Source organism: Thermoflavimicrobium dichotomicum (genome assembly GCF_900114055.1).
GTDB classification, from domain to species: Bacteria; Bacillota; Bacilli; order Thermoactinomycetales; family Thermoactinomycetaceae; genus Thermoflavimicrobium; species Thermoflavimicrobium dichotomicum.
On sequence record NZ_FORR01000001.1, the window covers coordinates 176093 to 192013 of the forward strand.

The following is a 15921-nucleotide window of genomic DNA, read 5'->3' on the forward strand; positions in this document are numbered from 1 at the left end:
TCCTCAATTATGAATGAATCAATAGTGTTTTTCCTGTCATTTCTTTTGGCTGAGGCAATCCGAGCAAGTCAAGCAATGTGGGAGCCAAATCAGCCAAGATTCCATCATTGCGCAATTGGACGGATGGATCAGTTACAATACAGGGAACCGGGAAAGTAGTATGGGCTGTATGTGGACGATTTTGCTCATCCAGTACCATATCGGCATTTCCATGATCGGCCGTAATAATGGCTAATCCACCTTTAGAGAGTACCTGATCCACTACTTTGCCCAGACATTCATCGACTGCTTCCACAGCCCGAATCGTTGGTTCCAGTTTACCGGAGTGACCCACCATATCCGGATTGGCAAAGTTTAAAATAATCGTATCGTATTTCTCTGCTTCGATCTCTTTCAGTAAGCTTTCTGTTACTTCATAAGCACTCATCTCTGGTTTGAGGTCATATGTAGCCACTTTGGGGGAATTGATTAAAATCCGGTCTTCGCCCGGAAACGGCTCTTCTCTTCCACCGCTAAAGAAGAACGTCACATGTGGATATTTTTCCGTCTCAGCAATCCGTAATTGCTTTAAACCATGCCGAGAGATGACTTCACCGTAAGTATTGTCTAAATCAACCGGTTTATATGCCACATAGCCATTGACTGTCTCGCTAAAATGAGTCAGGCAGACATAGCACAGATTGTGGAATTGCTTTTCACCACGGTCAAATCCACGAAAATCTTTGTTCGTAAACGCTTGCGAAATCTGAATGGCACGGTCTGGACGGAAATTAAAGAAAATAATCGCATCATTTTCTTCCACAGTTCCTACGGGTCGATCTTCTTCGTCCACAATCACAGTAGGAACAACGAACTCATCAAATACGCTCTTTTCATAGGATTCTTTTACAGCCTGGATTGGATCACGATATTTTGGTCCCTCACCATACACCATCGCACGATACGCTTTTTCTGTACGTTCCCAGCGACGGTCACGATCCATCGCATAATATCTTCCTTGTACAGTAGCTAACTGACCTACGCCCAATTCTTTCATTTTGCTTTGCAACTGCTCAATATAACGAATGGCACTATCAGGTGCGACATCTCTTCCATCCAGGAAAGCATGCACATATACACGGTCTACTTTTTCTTTTGCTGCCAGCGCAAGTAAAGCAAAGAGATGGTCAATATGACTGTGTACACCACCATCAGATAGCAAGCCATATAAATGAAGACTGCTTTGATGTTCATTTACATGCTGAATCGCTTTTAGGAAAGTTTCATTGTTAAAGAAAGAACCTTCATGAATGGCTTTACTGATCCTGGTCAAATCCTGGTATACGATTCGCCCGGCGCCAATATTTAAATGTCCGACTTCGGAATTTCCCATCTGTCCTTCAGGAAGTCCAACAGCATTTCCACTCGCTTGTAGTGTCGTATGTGGATATTGATTCCAATAGCGATCAAAGTTTGGCTTATTTGCCTGAGCCACAGCGTTCCCATGTCGTTCTTCTCTTAACGCAAATCCATCCAGAATGATTAAAATAACCGGTTTGGGTCTACTCATGCTCCATCACCTTTTCGGCTAGCTGCTAGGACTAATGCCATAAAAGAGTCTGGCTTAAGGCTGGCTCCACCAACCAATGCCCCATCAATATCGGTTTGCTCCAAGAAAGAAGCAATATTTTCCGGTTTTACACTGCCACCGTACTGGATTCGCACTTCATTAGCAATTTGCCAGTCATATCCTGCCGCTACTGTTTTTCGAATAAACGAAATCACTTCACCAGCATCTTCGGCTGTGGAAGCTTTTCCTGTTCCAATGGCCCATACAGGTTCATACGCAATGATCGCCTTTTTCACTTGATCTGAAGAAAGTCCATCGATCGCAGCTCGAACCTGACGTTCCACCACTGCTTTGGTTTGTTCATTTTCGCGCTCCTCTAAGGTTTCGCCTACACAGATAATCGGGATTAACCCTGTTTTCACCGCAGCCTTTACTTTTTTATTCACTGTTTCATCCGTTTCTCCAAAATAAGCCCGACGTTCCGAATGACCAATAATGACATACTGTACACCCACTGCTTTGAGCATGGGAATACTGATCTCGCCTGTATAGGCTCCTTCTGTTTCCCAATGAACATTTTGTGCTCCAATCCCTACTTTACTTCCTTGAGCCTGTTCTGCCAAAGATGGAAGACAAAGATAAGGAGCACAGATCACCACTTCTACATCATCAGGAAGAGTGGAAAGAGGTAAAGCGCGTAAAAATTCCTTTGCTTCTTCCACTGTTTTATACATCTTCCAGTTACCAGCAATCACTGGTGTTCGTGTGATGGTCATCCAACCTCACCAACCTATTCTTTATCGTTTAGTACCGCCACTCCTGGCAATTCCTTTCCTTCCATCAGCTCAAGCGATGCTCCCCCACCAGTGGAAACATGGTCTACTTGGTCTGCCAATCCTGCTTTTTCAATCGCTGCTGCAGAATCTCCACCACCTACAATGGTGACCGCATCTGACTCAGCCATCGCTTGTGCAATCGCATTGGTACCATGTGCAAACTGATCCATTTCAAATACACCCATCGGCCCATTCCAAACAACCAAACGGGATTGGCGAATAACGTCAGCAAAAAGTTCTCGTGTTTTGGGACCGATATCCAATCCCATCATATCTTCTGGAATTTGATCGACTGCCACTGTTTTCACTTGGGCCGGGTTTGGATCAAATTCATTGGCAACGACCACGTCAACAGGCAAATAAAGGCGAACTCCCTTTTCTTCGGCTTGACGAATAAAAGATTTGGCCAATTCTTCCTTGTCCGCTTCAAATAAAGATTTTCCGATTTCATATCCTTTGGCCCGAATAAAAGTAAAAGAAAGACCGCCACCAATGATGAGATGATCTACTTTATCCAGTAAATTCTGGATCACCCCGATCTTGTCTTTCACTTTCGCCCCACCGATAATAGCGGTAAATGGACGCTCAGGATTGGTCATGGCCTGACCTAGCGTATCCAATTCCTTTTGCATGAGGAATCCTGCTACAGCAGGTATGTATTCTGCAATTCCAGCGGTTGACGCATGTGCACGATGTGCGGTTCCAAAAGCGTCATTGACATAGAGATCTGCCAATTTGGCAAATGCTTTAGCCAGTTCCGGATCATTTTCTTCTTCACCTGGATGAAAGCGAACATTCTCCAATAACAGTACTTCTCCCTCTTTGAGTTCTGCCACCCGATGTTCTACTTCCGGCCCGATTACTTCATCCACTTTGGCTACCGGTTGTCCCAAATATTCTGCTAAACGGGCAGCTACGGGAGTTAAACGCATTTCTTCGACCACTTTTCCCTTGGGTCGTCCCAAATGACTCGCCAGGATCACCTTCGCCCCATTCTCCACCAAATATTGGATTGTAGGCAAAGCTGCACGAATCCGGGTATCATCCGTAATTTCCCCATTCTCCATAGGGACGTTAAAGTCGACCCGACAAAATACTCGCTTTCCACGAAGCTCTACATCACGAATGGATTTTTTGTTCACAAAGTACCCCCCTGGTTTACAAGAAAGAGGAGAATAAGAAACATTCTCCTCTTCGATTTTATTCCTCTTCAATTCTAAAATTATAACCCTTGAATGGCAATATAATTGGCAAGATCTACTACACGATTCGAATAACCCCATTCATTATCATACCACGCTACCACTTTCACCATATTCCCTTCCAGAACCATTGTAGATAGAGCATCTACGGTTGAAGAATGGGGATCGCCATTGTAGTCAATCGATACCAATGGTTCTTCCGAGTAAGCGAGAATGCCTTTTAATTCTCCTTCTGCTGCATTGCGCAGAACTTCATTGACTTTTTCTACTGTTACATGTTGATCCAATTCAGCCACCAAATCTACAACCGATACATTTGGCGTAGGAACACGAATCGCAAACCCGTTTAATTTACCTGCTAACTCAGGTAATACCAAAGACACTGCTTTTGCTGCACCTGTCGTAGTTGGAATCATCGATTCAGCAGCAGCACGAGCCCGACGCAGATCTTTATGTGGCAAATCAAGGATTTGCTGGTCATTCGTATAGGAGTGTACGGTTGTCATCAAACCACGACGGATCCCAAATTCCTGGTGTAACACTTTAGCCACAGGTGCCAAGCAGTTTGTGGTACATGATGCATTGGAAATGACATGATGATTGGCTGGATCATACTTCTCATGGTTAACACCCATGACGATCGTAATATCTTCTCCTTTAGCTGGAGCAGAAATAATCACTTTTTTGACAGTTCCTTGTAAATGTTTGGCTGCATCCTCTTTTTTGGTAAAACGTCCTGTCGACTCAATCACCAATTCTACCCCATAATCGCTCCAGTTTAATGCAGCCGGATCACGTTCTGCCAGCACATGAATCAGCCGTCCATCCACAGTAAATCCTTGGTCCGTTGCTTCAACTCTCGCATCCAACTTCCCATGAACAGAGTCGTATTTCAAAAGATGGGCAAGTGTCTTTGCATCTGTCAAGTCGTTAACTGCGACTACTTCCAGGTTGGGATGATGGAGCATAGCTCGAAATACATTTCGACCAATCCGTCCAAAACCATTGATACCTACTTTTATTTTTGCCATCTTTGTTTCCCCCTTTATCGAAACTGACAAAATCATGTATCAGAAAATTCATCTCGAATCACCATATTTGTTTTCCGTATCTTTCCCATTTACATGGATAAAATTGCTGGATTTCAAAATCTCCTCTGCTGCTCCTTCATCGGTAATCAGCACATGAACAGGCGAAAGGGCACATACTGCTTTAATCGCTTCTGCTTTACTTGCTCCACCAGCTACAGCTATTCTGATTTCGATTTGATCCAAGTCTTCTAACTGCAAGCCAACAATCGGTATTTGGTGTACGATACTCCCAGACTTATTTACATAATAGCCAAAGAATTCACCGACGGCTTCCTCTTGTTCGAGCTTCTTCATGACTTCCGGAGAAGATTTGCGCCGGATCGCCATTTTTTTTGCATCTCCGATACCATGCAGGACGATTCGCGCCTGGCGCAAATATGCGAGTGTTTTTTCAATATGCGGTTCTCTCATTAATGTCTCATAAGCTTCTGGGCTCAATTGATCCGGAACATGTAACAATCTGTACTTCCCTCCGGAATTCTTGGCCATTAAAGAAGCAATATAGTTGGCTCCCAGCTCAACCGCTTCATCCAAACCTCCGCGAGTAGGGACAAATGTTGTCGACTTTAATGATGGGGTCGGTGTCAACATTTCAGCTACTGCCAATACACTGGAACCACCAGTCACGGCAACTACCTGATTGTCAACAGCCATTTGTTGCAAAACCCGTGCGCCGGCACGCCCCATCTCTTTCTTCACCCATCCAGATTGATCCGTGTCACCTGTTACTACAATCACTTCTTTTATTCCCAGTAAATCAGACAGCTTTCTTTCCAGTTCGGTAATTCCAAACAGCTCTCGAATAATCTGCTCCATTTCTTGTAATACGCGGCTGCCTTCGTCGGTTAAAGTCATACCTGCTGTTGAAACATCGATCAAACCTTGTGCACGTAAAAATTCAGCCTCCGAACGAAGAACTCTTTCGGTCAAATGAATAGTAGTGGTCAGACTGCGACGGCCAACTGGCTGCATTAAGCGAATTTGATGAAGAATTTCATATCTTTTTCTCATGACTTTCAGTAAATCTGGTAATAATTTTTTTTGGATATTGAGTAGATCTTTCATATATCCCCTCCAAGGGACTTAATTAGTCCCGGTTATGCAAAAAACGTCCCATACATCCCAAAAAAAAATAAGAAAAATTTCATCTGGATGGTTGACAACTTCCCCTTTGTTTGTTCGAATCAGCCTTGTTTCCTTACAGCCTGATTTTTTTGATAGCATTGTCAAACGTCTCACATATATTCTACCTCATCTTAAAAGAGGCTTGCAAGAGACGGGAACGATCCTGTTTCATTTTTCAATCATTGTATCTCTTTCTGGCGGTAGATGATGGTATTCCCAGTTCCTCCCGATATTTTGCTACTGTTCTGCGAGAGATATGAATTCCTTTCTCTTGTAACAGATGGGCAATTTTTTGATCAGAGAGCGGTTTGGTTTTGTCTTCGTTAGCGATTAACATCTGTATTTTATTCTTGACCGTTTTCATGCTCAAATCTTTTCCAGAATCAGTAGCCAGTCCTGATGGAAAAAAGAAACGAAATGGAAACAAACCATGGGGTGTTTGCATATATTTATGCTTTGTCGCTCTAGAAATCGTGGATTCGTGAAGTCCAAGCTCATCTCCCACTTGCTTCAGTGTCAGAGGTTGTAGATGGTCAACACCTTCTTCAAAAAATCTCTTTTGCTTGTTAACAATCACCTCGGCAACCCGATAAATGGTCTCTCTTCTTTGCTCAATTCCTTTCATCAGCCATATGGCAGATTGCATCCAGTTTTTCAAATAAGCCGTGGCGGATTTTCCCAATTGTGCTTGTCGAATAAGTTGAATGTAATCCTTATTCATCCTAAGACCCGAATAATAAGGATCATTTAAATAGATACAGTAATCATCCGCTTTTTTCTCCACGACTACATCAGGGTAAATCATGACGGACGGCCTGCTTGAATAGCCTCCGCCGGGACGGGGATTACACTTTTTAATTTCATCGACAGCTTGTTGGATCTCTATTACTTCCACTTCCAGTTCCTGTGCAATCTTTTTCAGTTTTCCTTTCGCTACATCAGGAAGGTAACGATGTGCAACTTCGATGGCTAACTGATTCGGATTCGGTTTGCGTTTTAACTGAATAACCAAACATTCCGCCAGAGATCTCGCTCCGACCCCTGCTGGATCCAAAGAATGTAACACTTCCAGACAAGTATCCCATATCGAAGAATCTATTTGAAAACGCTTACATGCGGTTTGATAATCAACATCTAAATACCCCTTTTCATCCAGGTTGCCAATCAGATAAGTGCATACTTTTCGTACAAGAGGGTCTAACCGCATAACACCTAACTGTTCTAACAGGATTTCATATAGTGAATCACTTTCTGATGCGATACGTTCAATGAAATCATCATGCTTTTCAGAAGAGGGCGTCGTTTTACCATAAATATTTCCTTTATTTAAATAATTGATCCAACTTTCAGCTCTTTTTCTCCACATTTCATCATCTTCAGAACCTGTCCATTCAAGGAGTGGATTTTCATTTATTTGTTCTTGAATATATTGTTCCAGTTCTGGCGCGGAGTATTGTAATAGTTGAATGGCTTGACGCAATTCGGGTGTCATCATTAACTTCATGCGTTGTTCTTGTACCAAATCAAAGCTCAGTTGTAATGCCATAAGTTCACCTCCGCTTTTATCCAACAAACCATTTTCGTTACTGAAGTATAAACAAAGCCCCCCACATTACTATCTAGATCTCTTTTTCCCGCTCTGATTGAATTTAAGTTCAACAAAATTCACTAAACGAAAAAGAAGTTTCAATACCAACTTTCTTTTGTCTTTATTTTATCATAAAAAACACAAAAAACGGGCGTAAATGCAATATAAATATTTCAATATAAAAAGAACGAGGTAACATACCCCGCTCTTTTACATCTCGTTTTAGTTTTTTGCTGTTCCCATATCGTAAGCATACATTTTGACACCATATAACAATAACCAACTAATTGGGTTATCTTTTTTGTCCTCTGTATGTTGCGTTACATATACATCAAAATTATCCACTTTTGTTACTACAGCTGTATGGTCAATCCGTCCATCATTTTCAAAGTCAAAGCTGATTACATCACCGATCTTTAATTTCCAAATGTTGTCGACCATTTTTGCCCGACCTCTAAAATGACTGTAAAAGGAGTTTGCTACTCCCCAGGAATAAGAAGGTTTGCTTGGCAGATCTCTATAGTACCAGTAAGAATTTCCTTTTGTTACTTCCTTGATTCCTCCTGCTTTAATTACCTGGGAAATAAAGTTGGTACAGTCATACCAGCAATCATAGCATCCACCCATTACTTTACTATAGTACCCATACTCTTTATTGTTCCGTTTGTTCCACCATTTATAGGCATATGCTTTTGCTTTCGCACGGTTATAACCATTTGGCTCATCCCTGGTTTGCGTCCTTCCTTTGCCTTCTTCGTCTCGGTCTGACCCTCTGTTACCTGGAGTTTGGTTATTGTGATCTCCAGGTTGTTGCAGTTGATTTCCGCCATTATTTACAGTGGTTGTTCCACTGTTATTTCCCTCACCGGTATTGTTATTGTTTCCATTGGACGGAGGAGTTTGGCCATTTTGTCCGCTATCTGATTGATTTCCTTGATTTGGATGGGTGGATGAATTTGAGCTACTGCCATTTTGATCCCCAGCCTGATTTCCACCGCTTCCAGCAGGTAGATTTGCTAGATGATTGGTATCCGGGGTTCCGGATGTTGCAGAACCAGGTTCATCGGAACCGCCATTTTGATTTTGATTTCCGTTAGATGGGGTATTCGAAGATTGAGGATCTTTTGATTCAGGTTGTTCACTTTTCTCCTGCTTATTTTCATCAGTTGAATCAGGCTTTGGTTTTCCTTTATCTTTTAGGGGGACTCCCGGTTTTACTGGGAGTAAACTCTGCAAGAGAGCCAGATCTTCTTTCGTCCCTTTTCCTGATTTCAGTTTTTCGACCAATTCCTTGATTTTTTTATTGATCAATTTCGTCTCATAGGCATTCAAATACTTGATATATTCCCATAGAGCCTGTTTTTCTGCTTTAGAAAGATTACTTGCACCGACAAAAGTTCCTTTCACCGCATCACGGAAATTTGGATCATCAATATTTTCTTTTATTGACTTACCTTTTGAAATTTGCTTCTTTACAATATTTAAAGAAACATCGGCGTTTTTCGGTTTCTTGACTTCCCTTTCTTCATAATAACTGGGGCCATCCAAAACATCTTGAATCGAACTTGGATTAACAGGCTTTTTATCAACTTCGGGTGCCGCTTGTTTTGTTGGTGCTTGGCTCGAAGAATCCTTCTCCGTACCAGAAGAACAACCACCTAACACAAGTGCCCCAGTCAATAACAAGGCCAATGCTTTCTTTTTCAAGGCGCTCCCTCTTTTCTAGAATCTAATCAATATTTCATCATTGGTGCGATTTACCAAAATTCAGATATAGATATAAGCAGACTTTTGAGTCTTCGTGACCCTTCTCGCCGTCCAGAAAGCTTTAAAGCACTCGTTTTCAAAAATCTGCCTTCTTTGTTTCGGATCATCGACACCTTTGATCTTTAATAGATTCTTTTATGTATAATATAGAATATATAATTTCACAAAAATAAGGAATAACCCCCCGAAACATTTCACCATTTATCCAAATTTATAAATTTTATTCTTGTTATTTTGATAAAATTTATATGTATATAGAATAAAAAAGAGTGATTGACCGATGTAAGTGATTTATGCTATAATTCGATTTGTCACCTGATATGCGCCTATAGCTCAGGGGATAGAGCGCTGGTCTCCGGAACCAGGTGCCCAGGTTCGAATCCTGGTAGGCGCACCAAACTTATAAAAAACACCTTCTAGCAATCAATATGATGCTAGAAGGTGTTTTTCTTTTTACCTACCCTGCCATTTTTTCCTGCTCTTCATTCACTCGGTCTAGCCATTCTTTTACCAAGCATTCAAATAAATGGCTTTGCTCCATGATCAAGTTATGTCCAGCTCGATCCAAAACAGCGAAGGTACCACGTGGATAATTTTCGATAATTTTCCAATGATCCCGATAACCGGCTACTGAATCTTGCCGCCCTGCCAACATTAATACTGGTTTTTGAAAGGGTTCGGAAAGTTGGTCCACCGGAAAAGAAAAAGCATATTGTTTTTTGATCTTTTGCAAAAAGTCACTATCTGGAGCTGGTGTCGACTGGAGGATGTCTTTAAAACGTTCCCAATGTTTTTGATCTTGTACAACAGCGAGTGAAGTAAATAGTTCTTTCTCTTTATCTTCTAGTGAATGGATTAGTTGCTCATCATAAACCAACACTTGATGTGGAGGGAGTTCTCTTTTGAAACGTTCTGCTTCAATGGGTGAACAGATCAGTAACATTCCATCTACTCTCTCTGGTTTTTGATATAAAATCCCTCTACACAAATACCCTCCATAAGATTCTCCCACCAATACAAATGATTCATTGGGAATAACCTGCTCGATGAAGTGCAATATTACTTGCAACATATCATCAGAACTTTGAATCCAATCTTCTCCTATGCTTTTGCCCATTCCTGGCAAATCAAGATAGATTCGCTTCCACTGCTTCTTCTCTTTAAAGATGGGCTCCATGCTCATCATGATACTGTAATGATCTAATCCCAAGCCATGCAGAATGAGAATGGGTTTACCAGCACCATATTCTTCATAATATAGTTTGGCGCCTTCTAATTGGAGTTCCATATTTTCTATATCCCTCACCCTTATATGATCAGGAAACAGCAAACATATATTCCTTTCTTTTACATAAAGAACATCGTCTACAAAGAAAACCGGCGTTCTACCCGTCGAAGCTTGACTGCACTGGGCTCACGAACATATGGAGTAAATTGCACAGATGGCATCTGGCAACCCAAATGATGAAACAGTTTTCGCATGGATTGAAGAACTGCATTCTTTACTTCCTCTACATCCCCTTCTTTCAGTTTCAAGGATATTTCTAATTGATCCGGGAGATGTTGGATAACCAAATACTCTTCAATCGGCAGGTCAACAGAAATGATCGCCCGCCGCACAAAATCAGGGAAAACAGGGACCAACTCTCTAGATGACAGAGAGGGAAGATAAAACAGATCATCACAGCGGCCCTCGATTTGTTCGATCGCCATAAATATCGATCCACATGGACAAGGCTCTTTCTTTTCCGTTAGTATATCGTCCAGCCGATAGCGAATAATCGGCTGCGTTAAACGTGAAAAATCAGTAATAATAGGCGAAAACTTGCCCAAAACGGGATCTAAGACATCTTTCTGAATAACGACAATATCTTCGTTCACATGCAATGTTCCATACTCACAGGTTGTCGCCAAAAATCCTTCTGTGCACTGATAAATCTGATGAACGGTTTGCTGAAATACTTGTTCTATTTTCTGTTGATCCAAGGGGTCTAGTACTTCCGCTACAGAAATCACTTTTTGAGGTTGAATGGATAACCGTCCTGCCTGTTGTTCTTCTGCCAGAAAACGCAACATCGAAGGAGGGGCAACCAGGATCGTGGGTTGAAATTGATTTAGGGATCCAATATGCTCTCGAACTGGCCGCACAAGATCAAAATAGCGAAATTGAATACGTCCCCGTTCCACACTGGTATATAAATTACTGTTCGCACGTAAAAACAAGGCAACTCGATGCCCAGACAAGATCGAAGCAGGCAATAGCTTTGCCAACATGGCTCCTGCCCAGCGAAGCCGCTCTTCCTCACTGACCAAAAAAATTCCACGATGTCCTGAAGTTCCTGATGACAACCCAATTGTGATATTCCGGATCATGGGTGTAAAATCACGTGTTTCCTCCGCCCGAAGTGCTACCTGAAGCGCTTCTTTTTGCGTTATCCCAACCGTATTCAACTCATCAAAATGCTCCATCATCATCTTCTTGTGAATCAACGGAAACTGACGCCACTCACTTAACGATAACCCTTGATAATACTCCCGGTAAAATGGAGATCGTGGTAAAACATATTGCAAAAGTTTGATCACCTGTTTGTGTTGCCAGGCCTCCAATTGGGTTCGTGACTGAAAAGAAGGGCGGTAGCGCGTTCGAATATACTGTTTGAAAACAGTCATGATCCCTTTCATGTTGATCCATTCCCCCTTAGATGTAGCCAGGTTTCCAGGCAATGGGATGGAACAATCTGGACTTCAGGATGACGGATGGATAGTAAATGAACTTTCGTTAAACTTTCTTGATAAGCTTGAGGGTCATCCGTAATAAGATTCGCCAAAGGATGTGGTAAAGCTTTTTCTTCATATTGTTCTTTTAGCCAACAGCTATCAGCTGCTAAAAAAACAGGTTTCGCCTGTTCATTTTGAAAAAAGATACCGATTTGCCCAAAAGCGTGCCCTGGTAAATCGACTGCAATGACACTTCCATCTCCAAAAAGATCATAGCCTTCTAAAAATGGCGAAAAACGCTCTTCAATTGAAACCCTTTTAGATTCCTCGACAAACTGGACACGCTCTTTAAAATCATTGGGGAGTAAATAAGGGATAAACCCCCGTTTCACCGCTGAAAAACCGGTTTTTCCCTGGACTGCCTGATAAGCTTTTTTCGAACAAATAAAAGTAGCGTGTGGAAAGTCCATACATCCACCAATATGATCCGCATGAAAATGCGAAAGAATAATATATCGAATTTCTTCTGACTTGTAACCAAGCTGCTGGATTTGATAATGAGCGGCATCTGTCTCTTTGAAATGAACAGGTGTAACCATGCGATACAATCGATAAGGAAAGCGATGAGTCTCGGTATGAAAACGTTGGGTGTAACCCGTATCGAACAATATGGGTCCATGCTCAGGATGTATAAGCAGTGAAAATAGAGCGGGAAAGAGACGTTTCTTCCACTTCCCCTTCGATAACACGATCTTTTCCGGGTGAACGCAGGCCCCTCCATAAAACAAAGTCCATTTGAGTGAAATCATGATTGTTCTTTCCACCATTCTACAAATCGATGAATTCCTTCTTCGATCGAGATTCTGGGTTCATATCCCAGCTCTTTTCGTGCTTTGGAAATATCAAGTGTTTGGCTTTTACCAATTTGTCCGATCGCATACCGTGTTAAAAGGGGTTCTTTACCTCCAAGAACCTTCTTCGCCGTCCACTCCAGAAAACCAGCTAACAGATAACCAGTAGTAAAAGAAATCGGTTTTAAACGCATGGGTTGATTCAGCTCTGAAAACAATTGTTTCAGTAAATCGATGAACAGCATGGGTTCTCCATTGGTAATGTTGTATTTTTGGCCTAAAGTGTCTTGTGGAGAATCCATACACAACAGTAAAGCATCAACCACATTCTCCACATAGGTTAGATCAATGAGCACCTTTCCCTCATTGATGAGTGGAATAAAGCGTTGCTCATTTGCTTTGAGAAGCCGAGGTATAATCGTTTGGTCGCCTGGCCCAAATAAAGCACGCGGGCGAATCGTAATAACAGGCAAGCCCTGTTGGTAAGCTTGATCAATGGCTTGTTCTGCTAGCCATTTGGTCTCTGCATAAGCGTTTACTTTACGCTCAGGCAATGGATCATCTTCTTTAATATCGAGCTGGTCCTGAAAACGAAAATAAATACTTGGAGTAGATACATAAATCAATCGTTTAATATGACCATTCATACATCCTTCAATCACGTTTTTTGTTCCAACCACATTGCATTGGTAAAAGTCTTTCCAATCCCCCCATGGTGAAGATAACGCCCCACAGTGAAATACATAATCCTTGTCACGACATAAACGGGTCATCATCAAACGATCTTCCAAACTGGCTGCCACAAAAGCGATCCCCTTCTCCTCCAACCATGCCCCTTTTTGCCAACTCCTGCCCGTAGCGGTCACCTGAAAACCCAACTGGTGCAAACGCTGTGCTAAATATTGCCCCAAAAAGCCAGTAGCACCTGTCACCAATACTCTCATACGATTTCACCATTCCATTCGATATCATGCGTTGATGCTTCTGTCATTGAAATACCATGCTTCCGACTTTGGCACCAAAAATAAAATAAGCTTAACCATTGATAGAAAAACGGGATGGGATCATTCCATCGAAAAATCACATCACGGTATGTAAACATCGTTTTTAACCACGCCTGGAACTGTGAAAAAGATGAAACAGCAGCGATCCCATACGTACACATAGCTAGACGCAGCATTCTTTTTTGTTCTGTTTGAGGGGTAATGAAGGATACAAAGTCGGGTTGAACAAATACACGATCCAATCCGTCTTTATGATGAAACAGATGAATTCCACTGGTTAATCGAGGATTACATTCAATTAATACCAGATCTCCTTCTGGAGTTTCTATCCAATCAAAAGAAATTTGTCCAGTAAAATGCAATTTTTCTACTATTTTCTGCACAAGAAATGGAAGCTGAGTCTGTTGATAGGGAGTAAATGTAATACCAGCACCTTTACCTGCAGTATATACCGTTTGATATGCCACATGAGCAAGCAGCCTTCCATGATCAGCAACACCATATGTACAAACTTGCCGTCCCGAAATCCATTGTTGAACAAGCCATGGTTGCTTCGAATGGACAGAAATGGGAGGTAGCGGCTGGTCGCGATCAGATAATGGATAAATGCGCGTCGCAAAGCGTGAATAGACAGGTTTCAAAATGAATGACATACCTTCTGGTAAATTTGACCGGACTTGTCGCCAATCATGATCCGATTCGATTTTCCAAGTCTGCGGAACATGCAAACCAAGCTTTTGGGCCAACTTCACAAACGTCCATTTATTATGTAGGGTATTTAACTTCTCCCACTTGTCTGTCCATACCCGGGTATAAGGCGTTAGTAAATCTCTTCCATAAGCTACCGTAAAAATCTCCTCTGAAGTTGGCAGTACAATATCCACTTTCTCTTTAAGCACGATGTTTTTCAGCTCAGATAAAAACTTTTTTGGATCATACCGCGGAGCAGGAACATGAAATGTTTTAGATATGGCCCTTGAACCCTGACACAAGGTAAAAGGGGCGCTTTCTGCAAGCAAAATGCGATGTCCTGCTGTATGCAGGAAACGGGCCAACTCCAATGTAGCTGGTGCTCGTCCACCCGTCAGCAAGAACGTTTTAGTAGACAAAAATCATCCCTCCAACTGATAATCCTGCCGCTGTCCCTACCAACATGACCAAGTCTCCTCTTTTTATTCGCTGACGTTTAACCGCTTCATAAATACCCATGGGGATCGAAGCAGCAATGGTATTTCCGATCTCCTGTGAAAAGATAAACATTTGTTCTGGAGAAATTCGCAAGCGTTTCTGCATGAGGCGCATCGCCATTATACTGGCTTGATGGGGGATGACGAGTTTAATATCCTGGAGAGTAATCGAATCAGGAAGCAAACGTTTCATAAAGGAAGGTAACACTTTGGCAGAAAGTCTAAAAATCGCTTCACCATCCATGTAAAATAAAAAATCCTCTAAGTGGAGGGAGTCTTGATAAGTACGAGGATGATACCTGGTTCCTCCCCCACGTATTTCGGATAAATGGGCTCCTTGCGTATACGTTTCCATACGGGAAGATAGAATGCAAGAAGGTTCATCTTCACTGGCCGGACCAATCACAACTGCTGCTGCTCCGTCCCCAAATAAAGCACAACTTTCTTTATGATTCCAATTCAAGCCAATGGAAGCAATCTCCGAAGAAATAAGCAGAATATATCGATAACGGCCACTATCGATCAGATAAGAAAGATGATCAAAAGCTGTCAAAAAACTAAGACAAGTCGCATTCACATCAAAGGCAGGGATCCCTGTATGTTCTGGATCCAACTCTTTATAAATCAACGCAGCATTGCATGGGATTGCTTGCTCAGATGTCCCACTGGCACAAACGATACAATCAATATCTGAAAGTGTCAGACCAGCTTCTTTCAATGCTTCTTTGGCTGCTAGTGCTCCCATTTGTGAATTTGTTTCTCCATCCACAAAATGCCGGACCATCACTCCCGATTTTTTAGCAACCCATCCTTTCTCCAGTCCAAGCCGTTGGTCTAACTCTTCAGCTGTCACTTTTCGCTTGGGTAAATATCTTCCCACTCCCATAATACGCACACGACGCGGTTTCATCAAGACACCTCTATTTTCACTAAGATATCCATTTAATTATGAAATAATACTCTATATTTGTCAAACTATTTTCATTTTAATCAAGCAGCGCCC

13 protein-coding genes and 1 tRNA gene are annotated in these 15921 nt (G+C 42.0%); 1 reads left to right on the plus strand and 13 read right to left on the minus strand.

Features of this window, described 5'->3' with window-relative positions; all coding sequences use genetic code 11:
* Positions 1-7: 7 nt before the first annotated feature.
* The 7 genes from gpmI to BMZ78_RS00835 form a co-directional block, all read right to left on the minus strand.
* Positions 8-1549, minus strand: coding sequence for a 2,3-bisphosphoglycerate-independent phosphoglycerate mutase (gene gpmI / locus BMZ78_RS00805; protein ID WP_093227134.1), 1542 nt, complete (start codon positions 1547-1549; stop codon positions 8-10).
* A complete protein-coding gene (gene tpiA / locus BMZ78_RS00810; protein ID WP_093227136.1) occupies positions 1546-2325 on the minus strand; it encodes a triose-phosphate isomerase in 780 nt (259 codons plus the stop codon). Before tpiA ends, gpmI begins: the two co-directional genes overlap by 4 nt.
* Positions 2326-2339: 14 nt before the next feature.
* The gene (locus tag BMZ78_RS00815; protein ID WP_093227137.1) at positions 2340-3527 is read right to left on the minus strand and encodes a phosphoglycerate kinase; all 1188 of its coding nucleotides are present in this window, start codon (positions 3525-3527) and stop codon (positions 2340-2342) included.
* Positions 3528-3607: 80 nt separating this feature from the next.
* Positions 3608-4618 (minus strand): ArsJ-associated glyceraldehyde-3-phosphate dehydrogenase, encoded by a 1011-nt coding sequence (locus BMZ78_RS00820; protein WP_093227139.1) that lies wholly within the window; start codon positions 4616-4618, stop codon positions 3608-3610.
* A gap of 48 nt (positions 4619-4666) precedes the next feature.
* Positions 4667-5743: a sugar-binding transcriptional regulator gene (locus BMZ78_RS00825; protein ID WP_093227140.1), complete on the minus strand. Its 1077-nt coding sequence runs from the start codon at positions 5741-5743 to the stop codon at positions 4667-4669.
* Between the two features lie 235 nt (positions 5744-5978).
* Positions 5979-7349 (minus strand): RNA polymerase factor sigma-54, encoded by a 1371-nt coding sequence (gene rpoN / locus BMZ78_RS00830; protein WP_093227142.1) that lies wholly within the window; start codon positions 7347-7349, stop codon positions 5979-5981.
* Between the two features lie 264 nt (positions 7350-7613).
* Positions 7614-9098, minus strand: a complete 1485-nt coding sequence (locus BMZ78_RS00835; protein ID WP_093227143.1) for an amidase domain-containing protein — start codon at positions 9096-9098, stop codon at positions 7614-7616.
* A 382-nt stretch (positions 9099-9480) separates the two neighbouring features.
* Here BMZ78_RS00835 and BMZ78_RS00840 point away from each other — a divergent pair.
* Positions 9481-9555 (plus strand) — tRNA-Arg (locus BMZ78_RS00840).
* 60 nt (positions 9556-9615) lie between these two features.
* Here the strand turns inward: BMZ78_RS00840 and BMZ78_RS00845 are convergent.
* The 6 genes from BMZ78_RS00845 to BMZ78_RS00870 all read right to left on the minus strand — a co-directional run bounded on the left by BMZ78_RS00845 (position 9616) and on the right by BMZ78_RS00870 (position 15828).
* Positions 9616-10446 carry an alpha/beta fold hydrolase gene (locus BMZ78_RS00845; RefSeq protein WP_093227145.1) on the minus strand — a complete coding sequence of 277 codons (831 nt, stop codon included), beginning with the start codon at positions 10444-10446 and terminating at the stop codon, positions 9616-9618.
* Positions 10447-10523: 77 nt separating this feature from the next.
* Positions 10524-11840, minus strand: a complete 1317-nt coding sequence (locus BMZ78_RS00850; protein ID WP_093227146.1) for a F390 synthetase-related protein — start codon at positions 11838-11840, stop codon at positions 10524-10526.
* On the minus strand, positions 11837-12685 hold the full coding sequence (locus BMZ78_RS00855) for an MBL fold metallo-hydrolase (RefSeq protein WP_217644977.1): 849 nt from the start codon (positions 12683-12685) through the stop codon (positions 11837-11839). The genes BMZ78_RS00850 and BMZ78_RS00855 overlap by 4 nt, the downstream gene beginning before the upstream one ends.
* The gene (locus BMZ78_RS00860; protein WP_093227149.1) at positions 12682-13671 is read right to left on the minus strand and encodes an NAD-dependent epimerase/dehydratase family protein; all 990 of its coding nucleotides are present in this window, start codon (positions 13669-13671) and stop codon (positions 12682-12684) included. Before BMZ78_RS00860 ends, BMZ78_RS00855 begins: the two co-directional genes overlap by 4 nt.
* Positions 13668-14840, minus strand: a complete 1173-nt coding sequence (locus BMZ78_RS00865) for an ATP-grasp domain-containing protein (RefSeq protein ID WP_093227151.1) — start codon at positions 14838-14840, stop codon at positions 13668-13670. The genes BMZ78_RS00860 and BMZ78_RS00865 overlap by 4 nt, the downstream gene beginning before the upstream one ends.
* On the minus strand, positions 14830-15828 hold the full coding sequence (locus tag BMZ78_RS00870) for a beta-ketoacyl-ACP synthase III (protein ID WP_093227152.1): 999 nt from the start codon (positions 15826-15828) through the stop codon (positions 14830-14832). Before BMZ78_RS00870 ends, BMZ78_RS00865 begins: the two co-directional genes overlap by 11 nt.
* Between the last annotated feature and the right edge of the window lie 93 nt (positions 15829-15921).